Origin of the sequence: Gordonia aquimaris (assembly GCF_026262595.1) — a bacterium.
GTDB classification, from domain to species: Bacteria; Actinomycetota; Actinomycetes; order Mycobacteriales; family Mycobacteriaceae; genus Gordonia; species Gordonia tangerina.
On sequence record NZ_JAPKFM010000021.1, the window covers coordinates 1 to 16,784 of the forward strand.

Sequence of the window (16,784 nt, forward strand, 5' to 3'; positions counted from 1 at the left end):
ACGCGAGGCTCATGCTTGATGGCCTGGTGCAATTACTTTCGGTTACAACTCGATGACCTGCGGGGTTGGTGTCGATGATGCATCGCATGAATCATTGATGCATCAGATGAGACGCTCAAGACGCGTTTCGCGTTGCCCGTAGCGCGCACCGGCGACCTGAGAGACTCGGTCACGTGGACGAGATCAGCGATGTTGGTGAGAAAGCGGCGGTCATCCTTCGGACTGCGGGAGTCAAACTCGCCCCTGGCCTCACCGACGCCGAGTTCGATGCAGTCACAGAGCAGCATGGGTTCAGATTCAACCCCGACCACCGAAGTCTGCTTGCGACCGCTTTGCCCGTCGGAGACCGTTGGCCCGACTGGCGGAATGGCAATGAAGCACATCTGCGTCCAGATGCTCGACTGGCCTGCCCGCGGGATGGTCTTCGACGCACTTCGCCAGGACCCGCCATTCTGGGGCGCTTCATGGGGCCGTCGGCCGGCAGCAGAAAGTGACGTCGAGGCGGTTACGCGGCGTGAGTTGGCAAAGTGGCCACAGCTCATACCGATCTACGGCCATCGGATGACACCTGCAGCTCCCTCGCCGTCTGGGTCGCCGGTGTTCTCTGTCTGGCAGACCGATGTCATCTTTTACGGGGCCAATCTCCTCGAGTATCTCGCGAACGAGATGGCTAGGGACGGAAGTCTTCGCCTCTCCCCCAGAAGCGTCGACGTTCCTTACTGGACCAAGTTCGTCGAGGCAGCTAACAGCGCCGACGTGATTTGATCCCTCCGAGATGGGAGGACGGCCGCGAGTGCGTCGTCCCGGCCGCCCACCTCGCCTGAGGTGTTAGCGCGCTCTTCGGCCTTGATCTCGACGGCGTTCTGCCTAAGGACACGCAGTGAACGAATATGCAGTGTTACTAGTAATCCTGACAATACCGAAACATTGTCTGGTTACCCTGACGTCATACGCACACGACCGCCAGCGGCTCGTGGTGGGGCCATGGGACCATCTCAACTTCAGCGGAATCTATCCCGACCGCGATTTCGGACCTCTTGGAAACGCTGACGCGCTTGACCTCACCAGCAATTACGTACGCTTCTTCGATCGGTGGCTGCGCAACGACACCCAGGCGCTGGTGCAAACTGCCCCCGTGCGAATCTTCGTGATGGGGATCGATCAATGGCGTGATGAAGAAGACTGGCCACTTCCAGACACGGATTACACGGACTACTACCTCGACAGCGATGGACAGCGGGCAGAGCGCGCCGGGCGGCTCGCGCCCGAGCACACCACTGCACGCAGCATCCTCGACCGGACGCTCTGTCTTGCCCTGGTGGCAAAGGAGATTAGGCCCGGCATGAGGGGGGTGGAGTGCAAGGGACCGAGCGTGCGAGTTTCGCAGCGAGCAGCAGACGAGCACTTTCGGCGAAAAGTCGTACGAGCCCGCAGGGCCAAGCGCAGCGCAGTCGCGCCCTTGCACGCAGCGCTGGTTCCGCGCTCTCACGGCACGTCTTCCTCGACCCGTATCCTCATGTCCTCCACAATCGTGGCCGCCGCTTCCTGCAGCAGCGCAGCTCCGTGGGTCATGCAGCGGGCGAGGTCCGGCTCGATGTCGGTCAGGGCGTACACGCGATCGAATCCCGCAGCGCGAGTCTGCTGCCTGGTCAGCGTGCAACGACCAGCGACCGCGACAACCGGAACACCGCGTGCGGCAGCTGCCTTCGTGACCCCGGTCGGCGCCTTTCCGAAGAGCGTCTGGTTATCGAGATTGCCTTCTCCGGTCACGATGAGATCTGCCTGCTCGACGTGATCGTCGAAGGCGATGATGTCGAGAAGCCAGTCGACGCCTCGGCATGTCTCGGCTCCGAGTGCGGCGATCGCCGCGTATCCCACTCCCCCGCCGGCGCCGGCGCCGGGGGCGTTCGCTGCCTCTGCGGCACTCGGTCTGCGCTCTTCGAGGACGCGACTCCATTGCTGCAGGCCCGCCTCCAGTACCTGCTGTTGCGCCAGATCGGCGCCCTTCTGATGGGCGAATACCCGCACGGCGCCATCCGGACCGAGCAGAGGGTTGTCGACGTCACGTGCGACGAGAAACCTTGTGTCGCCGATCAATTGGTCCATGGGTTCGAGATCGATGCGATGAAGCGTCGCGAGTGCGGCACCGCCCTGCGTCAGCTCGTAGCCATGGCGATCCAATACCCTGGCTCCGAGGGCTTGCAGGAGGCCCGCTCCGCCGTCGGTGGAGGCACTTCCCCCCAGGGCCAGGATCACTGTGGATACCCGGGCCGTCGACAAGGCGTGTGCGATCAACTCGCCCATACCGAATGACGACGCACCCATGGGGTCTCGGCCAGTCGCCGGGAGTTGCTCCAAGCCGACTGTGGCGGCCTGCTCGATCACCACGGTGTCGTCCAGACGCGCATAGCCCACCGCCCGGGGACGTCCAAGGGCATCTTGGGCGGTGGCGCGGACCTGCTGCCAGCCATGGGCGACGAGCGTAGCGACGGTGCCGTCTCCGCCGTCGGCAATCGGGCAGATCGATGTTGTCCAGTCGGGGGCCTGACTTGCGATTCCGGATCGAAGCGCGTGGGCCACTTGCTCTGCGGTCAGCGATCCTTTGAACTTGTCAGGGGCAATGAGTACGCGTGTCACGCGGTTGTCCCGGAGACCCACACTGTGCGGGTATTGGTGAACTCCCGCATCCCGAGGTCGCCGAGCTCCCGACCGAAGCCGCTGCGTTTGACGCCGCCGAACGGGACACGCGGGTCTGATGCCACAAGTGAGTTCACATAGAAAGCACCGCAGTCGATTCGGCGACCGACCCTGACAGCTCTGTCGATGTCACGGCTCCAGATACTGGCCGCGAGGCCGTACTCGGTGTCATTCGCCGTCTTGACTGCCGAATCATCGTCGGACGCCGAGACTAGCGCGGCGACAGGACCAAAGGTCTCCTCGTTGTACACCGGCATCTCAGGGGTCACGTCTGCGAGGACGGTAGGTGCGTAGAAGTTGCCCGTCCGAGCAAGTCGATGTCCACCGGCAAGCACGGTCGCACCCATCGCTACCGACGTGTCGACCTGGCGTTCGATCTGGTCGACGAGATCGGGGCGAGCTAGCGGGCCCATGTCGGTCGCCGGCTCGGTCGGATCTCCCACGGTGATCCGATCCACTCGGTTAAGGAACTCGTGGGTGAAGTCGGCGATGACGCTCTCGGCGACAATGAGCCGTTTGGCCGCGATGCACGTCTGGCCTGCGCACATGAATCGCGACCGCACGGCGTGGATTGCCGCGGTGCCGAGGTCAGCGTCGTCGAGAACGATGAAGGGATCGGATCCGCCGAGTTCGAGCACTGACTTCTTCAGCGCACTTCCGGCCGAACTCGCGACCGCGGCCCCGGCTCTGGTCGAGCCGGTCACCGTCACCGCAGCTACGCGGGCGTCGGCGATGACGCGATCGGATACGGCACCCACGATCGACTCCTCGACCAGAATGGTGCTCAAGAGCCGGAGGTCACCGAAGCCTTCGGCGAAGATGGATTCGATCGCAAGTGCGCAGCCGGTGACATTCGGGGAGTGCTTGAGGATGACGGTATTCCCGGCCATGATCGCGGGCGCGGCGAATCGGAAGAGCTGCCAGAGCGGAAAATTCCACGGCATGATCGCCAGAATCACTCCGAGTGGTTCGTACTCGATTCGCACATTGGCATCGTCGGGACCGGACAGAGGCGTCGCGGCAAGTGCGATCGGACCGTGGTCGGCCACATAGCGGCAGTTCCATGCGCACTTCGCCACCTCCGCGGCCGCCTCCGCCAGGGGCTTACCCATCTCGGCGGTAATCAGTGCGGCCAGTTCGGCGCTGCGGTCATCAATGAGATCGGCAATACGATGTAGAACCGCGGTCCGAGCGGCGAACGGCTCATACCTCCATGTCGCAGCGGCATCTGCGGCCTGTTCCAGAATCTCGTCGATCTGCGCAGCCGTGTGCGTGGGATAGCTACCGATCGGTTCGAGGGTCGTGGGGTCGACCGTGGTGAAAGTTGAAGTGGTCACGAGTATCCTTGTGTCATTACGGTTTCCATGTTAGGTGCCACTACGGTTCGATGTCCGACGGTCACGCATCTCGGTATATCGGACCGCGCTCGACGACTCGCATCAACATGTCTTCGTCGATTCCCTCGGCGATGGTGATCGTGCGTGGTTGTTGCCCGGTGTAACCGAGCAGGTGCCGTACGTCGGGATGCATGTAGTAGCCTCCGGCGACTGCGAGCGTGATGGCGTCGAGAGCATCAGGGTCCGACTCCGCCAGGAGATCGACGGTGTCAGCGGCGGCCATGGTCATGGTCGCCCCGAATGCCCGCAGGAGGTGGGACGCCAGATCGGGACGAACGTTCAGCACTCGACCCAGCTGATCGGCGGTCACTGCGACGTCGGAGGCCGCTGGCATACCATCTCCGGCGGGAATTAAATGGTCGGCGATCGAGGTTAGCCAGGCTCGGAGCTCTGCAGACCGGAGCAGGTCTGTTTCGCTCAGGTCGGTGGATGCCGTCGTCGACTGTGATGCTGCCGGTGCCGATTGCGTCAGGAATTCACTCATACCGGCACCTTCTCATCCATCCGCTTGCTGATCATGTGTTCCACTGAACGCAGCGCGAGCGCGACGATCGTGCTGGTGGGGTTAACGCCGCCGGAGGTGACGAACACGCTGCCATCGATGATGTGGAGATTCGGCACGTCATGGCAACGGCCGTACTCATCGACCACCGAGGTCGCGGGGTCGTTTCCCATACGCGCAGTTCCGAGTAGGTGCCATCCTGAGTAGCGCATCAGCGACTCCGTGGCGATATCCGTGGCGCCGGCCGCTCGCAGGGACTCGCTCGCCCGTGCGATGTGGAAATCGAGTAGGCGTCGCGAGTTCTCGCTCACCGCATACGTCAGCTTCGGGGCGGGGATACCCGACGAGTCGCAGAGCCGGGAATCGATGGTGACGCGGTTGGTCTCGTCGGGTAGGTCCTCACCGAAGATCCCCCAACTGATGGACCGTCCCAGATGGCGACGGACATGCTGGTGATGTCCTGGGCCCCAGCTGTTCTCACCGGCACGTGTGGGCATGGCGGCGTTGAGCGGTCCTCCAGTAGGTGCCAGACTCCATTTGGCCCCCCGTACGAAGTCCCGATCACTCGAGGTCTCGTAGAACTGATAGCTGGTGATTTTGGCTCCGACGTGGCCTTGCCACGATTCGAGATCGGTGGCGAAATAGCCGGTGACGTTGGCAAAGGGATGAACCATCAACCGCTTCCCGACGAGCCCGCTCGAGTTGGCCAGTCCGTCGGGATGGTGCGCCGAACTCGAGTTGAGCAGAATTCGCGCGGTGCCGATGGCATTGGCGGCCAGGATCACGGCGTCGGCTCCGATGCAGTGCCACCTACCATCGGGATCGACGTATTCCACTCCGGTCGCAAGCCCCGACGGGTTGGTCAGGATGCGGGAGACCCGGGCACCTGTCACGAGGCGCACGCCGCGGGCGATGGCGTTCGGCCAGTGAGTCAGGTCGGTGGATGCTTTGGCCCCTTCTGGGCAACCTTGCATACAAGTGCCGAACTGAACGCAAGGGGTTCGCCCTTTGTAGGGTGCGGACAGCACGGCCTGCGTCGCCGGCCACCAGTGCCAACCGAGTTCGTCATGAGCCCGGGCCATCTTGTGCCCGATTTTGCTTATCGGCAGTGGCGGCAATGGGGGTTCGGCACCGCCGGGGTATGCAGGATCCCCGCCGACACCGGATGCCCCGAAGGCGATATCAGTGCGCTCGTAGAAGGGAAGCAGGTCGCGATAGCTGATCGGCCAGTCATCGGCCACGCCGTCGAGACTCCTTACGCGAAAGTCCGATGGCACCAGACGAGGCCAGTCGCCGGCGTAGAGCACTGTGCTGCCTCCCACGCCAGCGAACATCAACGGCGCGATCGCGGACTCTGTGTCATCGATCGGGTAATCCTCTACGCGATCACGCACATTCGGGCTCGCCGACCATTGCTTACGCGCCTCGAGTTCGTAGGTGATGCGCTGCCCCGGATAGTCGGCACGGTCAGGCCAGTGGCCCTGCTCCAGACACACCACACCGAATCCTCGAGACGCCAGCGCGGCTGCTGCGACACCGCCCGACGCACCGGCGCCGACGATGACGACATCCACGTGTTCCATTTGGCTCCTCTCCGCACCTGCGCCCCGATCGTGAGCTCGACTGTCAGATCAGCGACGGTAAGCGCTTGCCGCTAGCGTACGGGTAGTGCCGTTCTGTGGCAAGGGCCACTCTGTCGCTGTCCTATGACCGGGCCGCCACGTCTGCGGGCACCGGTGACGAGTTCGGGCGACCGGTCAGGAAGACATCGGCGCCGGGCCAGTACTCGCGCGCACGATGAGATCGGCGGGCATCCGCGACTGTTGCGGACCGACCGTGGCGTCGGCACCGACCAGCATCTCCATGGCTCGAGTGCCCATGGCCTCCAACGGCAGCCGCACCGTGGTCAGCGGAACCCGGAGATCCACCGTCATCCACAGATCGTCGAAGCCCACCACGGACACATCGCCGGGAACGTCGCGACCGAGGTCATCATGCAGCGCGGCCAGCGCTCCGACGGCCATCAGGTCGTTGAGCGCAAACACCGCCGACGCCTCCGGAGCCCGCTCGGCCAGCTGGATCATCGCGGAGTACCCGCCATCACGACTGAAGTCGGCGTCGACCACCGCGATGTCGCCGGGCGTGCCGCCGAGTTCGGCCCATGCGTCTGCGAAGCCGGTCAACCGTTCATGCACCGTGGTCAGGTGTGGCGGACCGGAGATGATGCCGACACGGCGGTGCCGGAGGTCGAAGAGGTGGCGCGCCACCTGCGCGGCACCCCGTCGGTTGGCGGGCAGTACAGCGGAATACGGCCCACGATGATCGCCAACGGTAGCGACTCGCCCCCCGCCACGGATGAAACGCTCGAGAGCACTGTTCAAGCGTTCCTGCTGGTCGTCAGCTTGTCGTGGGCTACCGGCCAGTAGCAGCGCGCGCACCCGCTGGGCCTGTAGGCGCTGCACGTAGTCGATCTCGAGGTCATGATCGCCGAAAGTGTTTGCCAGCGTGGTCAGGAGGCCGTGTGTCGACGCAACTCGCATCGCTCCCTTGGCGATCGTCGCGAAGTAGGGGTCATCGACCTCGTGAACGATCAATCCCACCACCGCCGTGGTCGACCGGGCCAGCGCTTGCGCGGGTCCGTTCGACACATAGCCCAACTCTTCGGCCGCTTGCAGGATCCGGGCGGTGCTTGCCGCTGCAACGACACGTTTGCCGCCGTTGAGAACCCGCGAGGCTGTGGCAAGCGACAGCCCAGCTCGCTCGGCAACGTCCTGCAGGGTGATCTCGGATGATCCCATCCTGGCGCTCCTCTCGTCCACGGCCACGATAGCCGCTCACCTGCGTCTCCCGTCTCATCCGGACATCCGCCTGTATGCGATGGAGTCTCCCCTATCGGGGTCGGGGGATGAGTCTTTCATCGCGTGAGTGATCCTTGCCCCAAACGGTTCAGCATGCTTCTATGGAAAGCGCTTGCCATTAGGTTGGAGATACCACAGAGGAGATCGAGCATGACCCTTCCCACCACCATCGGAATCATCATGAACGGCGTATCCGGACGAATGGGATACCGCCAGCACCTGACGCGTTCAATACTGCCGATCCGCGAGCAGGGCGGCGTCCTGCTGTCCGACGGATCCACCAGGGTTCAGGTCGACCCCATTCTGGTCGGCCGGGATGAACGCAAGCTCGCCGACATCGCCGAGCGACATGGACTCACGGAGTACTCGACGGATCTCGATGCCTGCCTTGCCGACTCGCGCTGGGACATCTATTCCGACTTCCTGGTGACCCGGGCGCGCGTATCGGGACTCCGCAAGGCCATCGACGCCGGAAAGGCGATCTACACCGAGAAGCCCACCGCCGAGAGCTTCGACGACGCGCTCGATCTGGCACGACGCGCTGCACGGGCCGGTGTCAAGAACGGTGTGGTCCACGACAAGCTCTACCTCCCTGGACTGGTCAAGCTCAAGCGCTTGATCGACTCGGGATTCTTCGGCGAGATTCTGTCTGTACGTGGAGAATTCGGTTATTGGGTGTTCGAGGGAGATTGGCAGGAAGCCCAGCGGCCGAGTTGGAACTACCGCAGCGAGGACGGCGGGGGCATCGTCAGCGACATGTTCCCCCATTGGAGCTACGTACTGGAGTATCTGTTCGGCAGTGTCACATCCGTCTACACGACGACCGCCACCCACGTTCCCACCAGAATCGATGAGAACGGCATCCCGTACACGGCCACCGCCGATGACGCCGCATACGCCATCTTCGAACTCGACAACAACATCGTCGCCCAACTCAACTCCAGCTGGACCGTACGCGTCGATCGCAACGAACTGGTCGAGTTCCAGGTCGACGGCCGGCTTGGTAGTGCCGTCGCCGGGTTGTTCGACTGCCGCGTCCAGCATCGCTCGGTCACCCCACGTCCGACGTGGAATCCCGATCTGCGCGAGACGCGCGACTACCGCGCCGACTGGACCCTTGTTCCCGACAACGCAACAATCGACAACGGCTTCAAAGCACAGTGGGAACAGTTCATCCGCCATGTTGTCGAAGGAGCACCCCATCCGTTCGACTTCGCGTCCGGCGCCCGCGGCGTGCAGCTCGCAGAAGCAGCACTCCGCAGCGCCGAATCCGGTCGGCGTCTTCCCGTTCCGGACATCTCGGTCGATGCGCCGCAGCGTGAGACGGTGGCCCTCTGATGCCGGCGATCCACCTCATCGACGAAGCCGGTACCACACGTCCGCATGAATTGTCGGAGCCCGAGATCGGTGTCACGACCGTGCTTCGGCGGCCCACCTCACGTCGGGTGTATGCCGCGGCACACGTCGTGCCACGGGTCGCCGGGAACAACGTCCCCGACTCCGCCGCCGACATCGACTGGGATTCCACTCTCGCCTTTCGCCACCACCTGTGGTCGTGCGGGTTGGGGGTCGCCGACGCCATGGATACGGCCCAGCGCAACATGGGACTTGATCCGACCGCCATCCGTGCACTGATCACACGCTCGACAGTCGAGGCGAAAGCCGTAGGCGGATCGATCGTGGTGGGAGTCAACACCGATCACCTCACGGATAACGTCGTGTCCCTGCAGGGTGTGGTCGATGCCTACATCGAGCAGCTGGAGTTCGCCGAGGAACAGGGCGCGGAAGTGGTGCTGATGGCGAGCCGGCATCTGGCCCGGATCGCCGAGGGCCCAGACCACTACCGCCAGGTGTATGGGCAGGTGCTGTCGCGGTGTTCCACCCCGGTGATCCTGCACTGGCTCGGACCGATGTTCGACCCTGCGCTGGCCGGGTACTTCGGTTCGGCCGACACCTCTGTGGCGCGCGACACCGTCGAGCAGATCATCATCGAGAATCAGGAATCGGTGGCCGGGATCAAGGTCAGCCTGCTCGACGGGGCCACCGAAATCGCCCTACGCCGAACGTTGCCCGCAGATGTGTCGGTCTTCACCGGTGACGACTTCAACTATGTGGACATGATCGCCGGCGATGGGGAGTCGCACTCGGATGCACTCCTTGGTGCCTTCGCCACGTGCGCACCGGTTGCTGTCGCCGCCCTCCACGCGCTCGACCGAGGTGACGAGGTGACCTTCCGCCAACTGCTCGAGCCGACCCAGGATCTGGCTCGTGAGGTCTTTGCTCCTCCGACGGCCTTCTACAAGACCGGAGTGGCGTTCCTCGCCTGGCTCAACGGCCATCAACCCGCATTCGTTATGGTCGGCGGCCTGCAGTCGGCACGCAGCCTCCCCCACCTGTCCCGACTGATTCGGTTGGCAGACAACGCAGGTGCCCTGGAGAATCCCGATCTGGCGGCGTCGCGGTGGAACTCTCTGTTGGCTCTTCACGGCGTCGACGTCGCTGCACGGCCTGACGGTATCGGAATGGCGGTCGCGCATGACCATGCATGATCGACTCTCGCTCAACCAGGCGACCATCAAACGCGCCGATCTCTCGCAGGCGCTGACCGCGACCGCGGCCGCAGGTATTCCCTCCATCGGACTGTGGCGCGAACCCGTTCACGACGTCGGCCTGTCGACCGCATGCGCGATGGTCGCCGATTCGGGCCTTCGGGTCTCGAGCCTGTGTCGCGGTGGCTTCTTCACCTCCGACGATCGTGAGGAACAGCAGCGGGCCCGCGACGACAATCTTCGTGCGATCGACGAGATCGCCCAGCTGGCAGCCGCAGGTGCCGCAGGATCGGCGCCAGTTCTGGTCCTCGTTGCCGGAGGCCTCCCGGAGGCGTCTACGGACCTTCAGGGAGCACGAGAACGTGCCACCACTGCTATCGCCGACCTCGTCGACGCCGCCGCAGCCGCTCAGGTCACCCTCGCCGTCGAGCCAATGCATCCGATGTATGCAGCCGACCGGGGCGTCATCTCCTCGCTGCGATCCGCGCTGGACATCGCCGAGCACTTCGATCCGACCACGGTAGGCGTGGTCGTCGACGCCTTCCACATCTGGTGGGACCCCGACGTCTACACGCAGATAGCCAGAGCCGGTGCACAGCAAAGGATCTCCTCCTATCAGATCAACGACTGGATCACTCCGCTCCCAGCCGATGCCCTCCTCTCCCGAGGACTACCCGGCCAGGGACACATCGACCTCCGGGCTCTGACACGTGCAGTGGTCGACGCGGGCTACGGCGGCGACATCGAGGTCGAGATCTTCAACGCCGACATCTGGGCTCGCCCGTTCGACGACGTCCTCCGAGACATACTCGAGGCCACCTCGCCGATGACCGTCTGAGGTCAGGCGAGAACACGACTTCCTGTATGTGTGGCAGGAGCCGGGCCGCCTCTGCACCTCCCACTGACGAGGAAGCGACTCGTCCATGGCTTTCACCATGATTGGGGCCGAGTTCTGTCCTGGACGGAACTCGGCCTCTCGCATTCCGAAGCAGCGGATCGTTGGTGCGAACTCGCCGATTCGGCCCGCGCCATGATCAAAGATGGCCGTCTGTAGTCTGCCCCACTTTGTTTCGGGCCATTGACGTATATCACACACACGGCTATCGTTGCGGCAAGCGCTTACCAACGCGCTTTCCCTCAGGAGTATCAATGAAACCTGCACCCAAGTATCAGGCAGCCATGGTGCTGTATCACCTCGACGAACAGGGGATCTGGGAACACCAGTTGTTCGGCCTTCTCCGTCAGCACTACCCGGCTCGCGATCTCAGTGGGCTTCGTGAGGATCTGGTCGGATTGAGCACGGTGGGGTGGCTGACCACCGAAGCGCTTGCCGAGCACAGCGGTCAGATCATCCGGCGATACCGGCTCGCCGTGAGCGCCCGGCCGCTGATCGAGTACCAGCTCAACCTGAATCGCTATCTTCCCACTGATCTGAGCACGATCCTCGCGACCGGAGGAAACTCATGACCTACCCCAGATCGGCGGTCGATCTCGCCGAACAATCCCGTCTCGGAGACGGCAAGAAGACGCGTATGGGCATGATCTACGCAATTCTTGCCGCACCGTCCCTGGGCCTCGCATTCGGGCTCCTTGGCAGTATCGTGGGCGCACCGCCGTTCAACGCACAGGCACCCACCGGCGCCTTCACCCTCGTTGCCGTGCTGCAGGTACCGTTCGGCGTCCTCGCCATCGCACTGTTCCTCACCGTCACCGGCACGTGGCGGGATACCGGTCGTGTCCTGGGGCACCGCGTCAGCTGGTGGAACCTCTTCGTTGCGGTCGGCGGCTTTGTCGGCGACATCTGTTTCGCCGCCGCGTCGGGATTGATCGGAGGCGCGCTCGCCGGTGCCATCGGCGGCCTCGCCGGCGTGGTCGGTGCGATCGTGGCCGCAACTCTGTATCGCGAACGAATCCTGCGGCCTACCACGCTGATCGGTCTCGTGGCCCTTGCCGTGGGGGTCTGGCTCGCGGTCTCGGGAGGAGAGGTCAGCGCTCCCACACACGGCATCTACTTCACGGTCGGCCTACTCATCATCTTCGGTGGCGTACTCACATGGGGTTTCGAGAGCTTTGCCATCTCCGCAGGCACCGACCTCATGCCGGCGGAGGGCTTTCTCTGGTGGCGCGCCTTCTTCGGCTTGATCATCGCCAACATCCTTCTCTTCGTCCTCTTCCCCGAAGGACGCACCATCGCGGCACAAGCCTGGAGCGACCCGCGACTCATCGCATTCGGAGCAGTCATCGGATTCGGATGGGCCATCTGGATCATCATGGGCTACTACATCGGCATCTCTTATGCTGGCGCGGTCCGAGGAGGGGTACTCACCAATACTCTTGCATTCTTCTTCATATCGTTCTTCTCGCTCACGGTGTACGGCGCACCTTTCAGCGCCATCATCATCATCGGCTCGATCTGCACGGTCATTGGCGCACTCGTGATCGTGACCGAGCCCAAGTCCTACATCGCGCGCATCCGCGGGTGATCTCACCGACAACACAGAAAGTAATGACCAGAACCATGCAGCCCACTCGGTCGGACACAACACACTTGCCCAGCATCGATCTGGTCGATGAGTACCTGGCCACAGCACGGCGGGCCAAGTACCGTCGCCTACTCGGACTCGTCGCGATCTGCTCGATGCTCCTCACCGTACTGATCGTCATCTTCACCCGAGGCTGGTACGCGGAATCCGGGGGGGGAGTCGGATGGGTGATCTGCGGAATCATCGTCACCATCTGCGCGATCGGCGGAGTCCTTGTCGACATCACTTACCGGAAGGACATCTAGGCTCATGAATAAAACCCATTCCAGGGATTCAGCAACTGTCGATGATTCCGCATCCCCACTTCCGCTCTTGAATGCGAAGCTGTGGGCACTCGGATTTCTCGGTGTTGCGCTGGTCGTGGCGATCACGTTCTCCACCGTGCTCATCGAGTTCATGGCCAATGCGCACTGAGGGGGACCGGTGAGAGGCACACGGTCACATGCCGCACGGTCGAGCAACGAACGTCACCCCACTACCCCCACACACGCAGGAGAGGTGGTTCAGTTCCTTGCCCGCTGGGCACCATACGATGGCGGCGACGACGAGATATTCGTCGAGTTCGGCATGCCTCCCGCATCGTTCTACCGACATGCCCTCGAGCTCTTATGTGAACACCCGACCGCTGCAGGCGATCTCAATATCGAGAGACTCATCGGGTACTGCAGGAGGAAAGCTGCGATCGCAAGTCCGCGTGTCCGGGGGTGATCGGACGATACTCTACCGCACGGTGCGACCGATGCGGCAGAGTACCACGGTGTCCCGGTCAGAGTCACTGAGCGATAGCGACGCGAGAGCGTCGGTAGCGAGTTTGATCCGCCATCGTCGTGTCAGTGGGGCGAATCACGCACAATCTGCTCAACGGGGCACTACCCCGATGGGCCTCGCCGATAATGTCGCGTTACGTCAATCCAGCCACGCCTCGCGCAGCGGATGTGTGACTGCCAGGGATGCCCCAGCGGCAGATTTACTCGTTCGATGAGGCGCCCAGGCAAGCAGATACCCGGGCAGCAGGAGGGGCGCATCGCCGGTTGGTTCGTTGAGCAGATCCCGTCGGTCTCGGCATCGGGCGGACACGTGCTCAGACGTCCGCGCGCTCGGTTTCACTGATGCCGCAGTCACCCCAGGCAGCCCTGACCTGCACCGAGTGCCAACACCCGGCCAACTGAAGAGTTAGGGTCCCCAAACTTATTGTTTTGAGCCTCCTACCTGCATAAATACGGGTCCGCGATCTGTTGCGAGGCCGGGTGTGGGCACCCTAACGTGGCTTCCGTGATCGCTGCCCTGTTGTTGAGTTTCGGCGTGATCTTCGTCGCCGAACTCGGCGACAAGTCACAGCTGATGGCCATGACCTACGCCCTCCGGTACCGGTGGTGGGTGGTGCTGCTCGCCATCACCGTGGCCACCACCGCGGTGCACGCGGTGTCAGTGTTCTTCGGACATTTCCTCGGCCTGTCCATCCCCACCGACGTGATGTCGATCCTCGCGGGCCTGGCCATGTTGGTGTTCGGCTTGTGGACGATCCGGGGCGATCACCTCGACGACGACGAGTCCACCAAGGCCGAGCGGGTCGGCGCATCGGTGTTCTTCGCGGTCATGTCGTCGTTCTTCCTCGCCGAACTCGGCGACAAGACGATGCTGGCCACCATTACCCTGTCGACCAACAACGACTGGCTCGGCGTGTGGATCGGTTCGACCATCGGCATGGTCGCGGCCGATGCGCTGGCCATCGCGGTCGGCTCCCTGCTGGGCCGGCATCTGCCCGAGCGCATCATCGCCCGAGGCGCGGCTGCACTGTTCTTCGGTTTCGGCGCCTGGCTGTTGTGGGAAGGACTGTCCGACGCATCGGCGGTCACCATCATCGCCACCCTGTCCGCGGTGGTCGTGCTGCTCGGCGTCGGCACCCTCTACCTCCGGCACCTGCGCCGCACCGCAGCAACCGATCCCGCCGACGACGCGGCCGTGCACAGCTCGCGCTGATCGGCGGCCGGCTTCAGCCCACCGGCTGGGCGGCGACCGCCTCCGACAGGCGCAGCAACGGGGCCGCATCACTCTCGATGTCCGCGCCGCCGGGCACGACGTCGCGGACCGGAGCACGCGGCGGTCCCGCCACCGCATACTCCTCGACGGCAGCCCAGATCATGTCCGCGCGGGCGGCGTCGTCGACGACCTCGAAATCATCGGTCAGATACGGGCTCAGCTGGGTGAGCGCGTCGCGGATCTCCACGACGCGTCGGTGCAGGAGCAGAGCCGGTGCCGGCGCCCCACCAACCGGAAGCACCACTTCGGGAACCGCTTCGGTCACCAGCTCCCAGAGTGGTCCAAGCGCGTCGATCTCCCGTCGATACCGGCGCCGAGACGTGATCGCATGCCACCGCGCGCGCAGCATCGGGTAGCTGATCCCGACGAGGAAGGCGACGACGCCGACGGCCGAACAGACCCCGCTCACGTCGAGCAGCCGGCCCTGGCCGAAGGTGCGTGTCGCCGAACCGATCACGAACACGATCTGCGTCACCGCTCCGGCGGTCAGGGACATCAACCCGATCAGCAACAGGACCAGGGATGTCCGCAGGTATCCCTCGGCCAGTTGGAGAAACCGCCGGATGCTGCGGACACACGCGACGAATCCGTAGGTGAGGTAGCCGCTGGCGATCAGTACGAACACCGCGTACGCGATGTTGCGGGCGGTCCACACCGACAGCCCTTCAGTGCGCAGATCGATCGGGATGACCAGCATCGTGATCTGCAGTCCGATCAGCGCGACGACCAGCGGCACCGCTTCGATCCCGGCCCGGCGTTCGCGTGACGTCGAGCGCCCGGGGAAGAAGAAGACGATGATCAGCGCGGCCACTCCGACGGCGAGCAACCCGTAGAACAGCACCCGCGCCGCCCCGGTGAAGGTCACCGTGTCGATCGCCTCGGTGACGTCGGCGCCGGAGACCACGAAGGCCAGAGTGAGTGCGGCGATGGCGATGGTCATCGCGATCGACTGCAACCCGCCGCCTTCACGCCGAATCTGTTCCAGGCGCCAGCACAAGGCGGCCGTGAACACGACGGCCGCGACTGTGTTGAGGATTCCGACGGCGATCATGGCTACAACCAGCCCTTGTGGCCGCCGAGAAGACGCTGGATGCCCCGCAGGTCGTCGTTACGCGGGGTCGTGCCGACCACCTCGGTGGCCTCGGCCGCCCAGCTCAGGATCATCGACGCGAGCATCTCGGCCTCCCACTCGCGGTCATCGGCGTAGCAGGTCCGACTCAGTGCATCGGCAGAGTCGTCGTCGGCAGGCGCGGTCAGCGCCGACGCCGACACCGCACCCAGGATCTGATGTCCGGCGATGAGATGACCGAACTCGTGGATGATGATCTGCTGCTGGTGCAGCGGCGACGTATTGGCCTGGTAGAAGAAGTAGTCCGCATCGTCGGCGGCCAGCCACACACCGTTGGGCATACCCACCGGCAGCGGGTGGGCGATCAACCGGATCGGGCGTCCACGCCGAGCCCCGTGCCGGTCACACAGCTGGGTGACGTCCAGCGGCAGGTCGAGGTCGAGGCCCTTCAGCGTGTCGCGACAGAGCAACCTCAGCGCACGATGACTTCGCATGGCTCCCGGAGCGGTGTACGACCCCTGCGGTCAGTTATTGTGCGGCCCGCCGACGACGCGCAGACGGGCGTCCTCCGGGGTCTCGCCCAGGCCCGCCGCGATGACGTCGGGCGGATCCTTCGGCAGTCCTTGCTGCTCGCGCAGCACCTTGATGAGCTCGTTGACGATGGTGACCGAGTCGCTCGACAGACCGGCGAGGCGGAAGGCCGCCAATTGCACGTTGGTGTCGGCCTGCAGACGCATGAGATCGATCTCGTCGCGGGTGCGCTGCGCGGCGCGGTCTTCCAGGAAGTAGTGGACGTCCACGCCGAATGCAGCCGCGATTCCCTCGACCGTGCGGAACGACGGCGACTTGGCCTTACCGGAACGCAGCTGACTCAGATACGACTCCCCGAGCCGGAAACCGCGCTCAGTCGATCGGGCGGCGATCGCCTTGGCGCTGTATGCGCGGCCGTTGGGGCCGGGCACTGTACGGAACAGTTCCTCGAGACGTCGCGCGAACAGTCCCGGATCCACTACTGCAGTGTGTTCGGTGTCGACCGCCCCGGTCCGACGTCCGCCGTCAACAGGCATTTCCGCACCTCGTATAGTCATTGTTCTCCCCGGCAAATTCAAAGTCGTTTGAACTTGCAAAC

Annotated in this window: 16 protein-coding genes and 1 pseudogene; 9 read left to right on the top strand and 8 right to left on the bottom strand. The window is 63.9% G+C overall.

Annotation, left to right across the window (positions count from 1 at the left end):
* Positions 1-366: 366 nt before the first annotated feature.
* Positions 367-765 carry a hypothetical protein gene (locus OSB52_RS17760; RefSeq protein WP_266062921.1) on the top strand — a complete coding sequence of 133 codons (399 nt, stop codon included), beginning with the start codon at positions 367-369 and terminating at the stop codon, positions 763-765.
* A gap of 208 nt (positions 766-973) precedes the next feature.
* A pseudogene (locus OSB52_RS17765) lies at positions 974-1,282 on the top strand (CocE/NonD family hydrolase); the annotation flags it as partial.
* Positions 1,283-1,485: 203 nt separating this feature from the next.
* Here the strand turns inward: OSB52_RS17765 and OSB52_RS17770 are convergent.
* The 5 genes from OSB52_RS17770 to OSB52_RS17790 all read right to left on the bottom strand — a co-directional run bounded on the left by OSB52_RS17770 (position 1,486) and on the right by OSB52_RS17790 (position 7,394).
* Positions 1,486-2,637 (bottom strand): glycerate kinase, encoded by a 1,152-nt coding sequence (locus OSB52_RS17770; RefSeq protein ID WP_266062922.1) that lies wholly within the window; start codon positions 2,635-2,637, stop codon positions 1,486-1,488.
* Entirely contained in the window at positions 2,634-4,034 is a 1,401-nt protein-coding gene (locus OSB52_RS17775) for an NAD-dependent succinate-semialdehyde dehydrogenase (protein WP_266062923.1), read from the bottom strand. The genes OSB52_RS17770 and OSB52_RS17775 overlap by 4 nt, the downstream gene beginning before the upstream one ends.
* Before the next feature lie 61 nt (positions 4,035-4,095).
* Positions 4,096-4,428 carry a hypothetical protein gene (locus tag OSB52_RS17780; RefSeq protein ID WP_266062924.1) on the bottom strand — a complete coding sequence of 111 codons (333 nt, stop codon included), beginning with the start codon at positions 4,426-4,428 and terminating at the stop codon, positions 4,096-4,098.
* Positions 4,429-4,574: 146 nt separating this feature from the next.
* Positions 4,575-6,179 carry a GMC family oxidoreductase gene (locus tag OSB52_RS17785; protein WP_266062925.1) on the bottom strand — a complete coding sequence of 535 codons (1,605 nt, stop codon included), beginning with the start codon at positions 6,177-6,179 and terminating at the stop codon, positions 4,575-4,577.
* A gap of 174 nt (positions 6,180-6,353) precedes the next feature.
* Entirely contained in the window at positions 6,354-7,394 is a 1,041-nt protein-coding gene (locus OSB52_RS17790) for a LacI family DNA-binding transcriptional regulator (protein ID WP_266062926.1), read from the bottom strand.
* Positions 7,395-7,604: 210 nt separating this feature from the next.
* On the opposite strand from OSB52_RS17790, the gene OSB52_RS17795 reads away from it, so the two are divergent.
* From OSB52_RS17795 to OSB52_RS17825, 7 genes are all read left to right on the top strand, one after another.
* Positions 7,605-8,792 (top strand): Gfo/Idh/MocA family protein, encoded by a 1,188-nt coding sequence (locus tag OSB52_RS17795; RefSeq protein ID WP_266062927.1) that lies wholly within the window; start codon positions 7,605-7,607, stop codon positions 8,790-8,792.
* On the top strand, positions 8,792-10,003 hold the full coding sequence (locus OSB52_RS17800; RefSeq protein ID WP_266062928.1) for a dihydrodipicolinate synthase family protein: 1,212 nt from the start codon (positions 8,792-8,794) through the stop codon (positions 10,001-10,003). The genes OSB52_RS17795 and OSB52_RS17800 overlap by 1 nt, the downstream gene beginning before the upstream one ends.
* On the top strand, positions 9,990-10,841 hold the full coding sequence (locus OSB52_RS17805; protein WP_266062929.1) for a sugar phosphate isomerase/epimerase family protein: 852 nt from the start codon (positions 9,990-9,992) through the stop codon (positions 10,839-10,841). The genes OSB52_RS17800 and OSB52_RS17805 overlap by 14 nt, the downstream gene beginning before the upstream one ends.
* Before the next feature lie 311 nt (positions 10,842-11,152).
* Entirely contained in the window at positions 11,153-11,470 is a 318-nt protein-coding gene (locus OSB52_RS17810) for a hypothetical protein (protein ID WP_266062930.1), read from the top strand.
* Positions 11,467-12,486, top strand: coding sequence for a DMT family transporter (locus tag OSB52_RS17815; protein ID WP_266062931.1), 1,020 nt, complete (start codon positions 11,467-11,469; stop codon positions 12,484-12,486). Before OSB52_RS17810 ends, OSB52_RS17815 begins: the two co-directional genes overlap by 4 nt.
* A 65-nt stretch (positions 12,487-12,551) precedes the next feature.
* On the top strand, positions 12,552-12,791 hold the full coding sequence (locus tag OSB52_RS17820; protein ID WP_266062932.1) for a hypothetical protein: 240 nt from the start codon (positions 12,552-12,554) through the stop codon (positions 12,789-12,791).
* 1,027 nt (positions 12,792-13,818) lie between these two features.
* Positions 13,819-14,526, top strand: a complete 708-nt coding sequence (locus OSB52_RS17825) for a TMEM165/GDT1 family protein (protein ID WP_235725683.1) — start codon at positions 13,819-13,821, stop codon at positions 14,524-14,526.
* Between the two features lie 13 nt (positions 14,527-14,539).
* Here OSB52_RS17825 and OSB52_RS17830 read toward each other — a convergent pair whose 3' ends face one another.
* Genes OSB52_RS17830 through OSB52_RS17840 form a run of 3 tightly spaced genes read right to left on the bottom strand, consistent with a single transcriptional unit; the run spans position 14,540 to position 16,743 of the window.
* Positions 14,540-15,637: an MAB_1171c family putative transporter gene (locus OSB52_RS17830; protein ID WP_266062933.1), complete on the bottom strand. Its 1,098-nt coding sequence runs from the start codon at positions 15,635-15,637 to the stop codon at positions 14,540-14,542.
* Positions 15,638-15,639: 2 nt separating this feature from the next.
* Entirely contained in the window at positions 15,640-16,149 is a 510-nt protein-coding gene (locus OSB52_RS17835) for a M78 family metallopeptidase domain-containing protein (protein WP_266062934.1), read from the bottom strand.
* Between the two features lie 30 nt (positions 16,150-16,179).
* Positions 16,180-16,743: an XRE family transcriptional regulator gene (locus tag OSB52_RS17840; RefSeq protein WP_372475356.1), complete on the bottom strand. Its 564-nt coding sequence runs from the start codon at positions 16,741-16,743 to the stop codon at positions 16,180-16,182.
* Between the last annotated feature and the right edge of the window lie 41 nt (positions 16,744-16,784).

What these genes read in the sequence shown, in the direction of transcription:
- OSB52_RS17760 (WP_266062921.1), top strand. Translation starts at nt 367, where the DNA reads ATGGCAATGAAGCACATCTGCGTCCAGATGCTCGACTGGCCTGCCCGC.
- OSB52_RS17780 (WP_266062924.1), bottom strand. Translation starts at nt 4,428, where the DNA reads ATGCCAGCGGCCTCCGACGTCGCAGTGACCGCCGATCAGCTGGGTCGA.
- OSB52_RS17785 (WP_266062925.1), bottom strand. Translation starts at nt 6,179, where the DNA reads ATGGAACACGTGGATGTCGTCATCGTCGGCGCCGGTGCGTCGGGCGGT.
- OSB52_RS17790 (WP_266062926.1), bottom strand. Translation starts at nt 7,394, where the DNA reads ATGGGATCATCCGAGATCACCCTGCAGGACGTTGCCGAGCGAGCTGGG.
- OSB52_RS17795 (WP_266062927.1), top strand. Translation starts at nt 7,605, where the DNA reads ATGACCCTTCCCACCACCATCGGAATCATCATGAACGGCGTATCCGGA.
- OSB52_RS17800 (WP_266062928.1), top strand. Translation starts at nt 8,792, where the DNA reads ATGCCGGCGATCCACCTCATCGACGAAGCCGGTACCACACGTCCGCAT.
- OSB52_RS17805 (WP_266062929.1), top strand. Translation starts at nt 9,990, where the DNA reads ATGACCATGCATGATCGACTCTCGCTCAACCAGGCGACCATCAAACGC.
- OSB52_RS17810 (WP_266062930.1), top strand. Translation starts at nt 11,153, where the DNA reads ATGAAACCTGCACCCAAGTATCAGGCAGCCATGGTGCTGTATCACCTC.
- OSB52_RS17815 (WP_266062931.1), top strand. Translation starts at nt 11,467, where the DNA reads ATGACCTACCCCAGATCGGCGGTCGATCTCGCCGAACAATCCCGTCTC.
- OSB52_RS17830 (WP_266062933.1), bottom strand. Translation starts at nt 15,637, where the DNA reads ATGATCGCCGTCGGAATCCTCAACACAGTCGCGGCCGTCGTGTTCACG.
- OSB52_RS17835 (WP_266062934.1), bottom strand. Translation starts at nt 16,149, where the DNA reads ATGCGAAGTCATCGTGCGCTGAGGTTGCTCTGTCGCGACACGCTGAAG.
- OSB52_RS17840 (WP_372475356.1), bottom strand. Translation starts at nt 16,743, where the DNA reads ATGACTATACGAGGTGCGGAAATGCCTGTTGACGGCGGACGTCGGACC.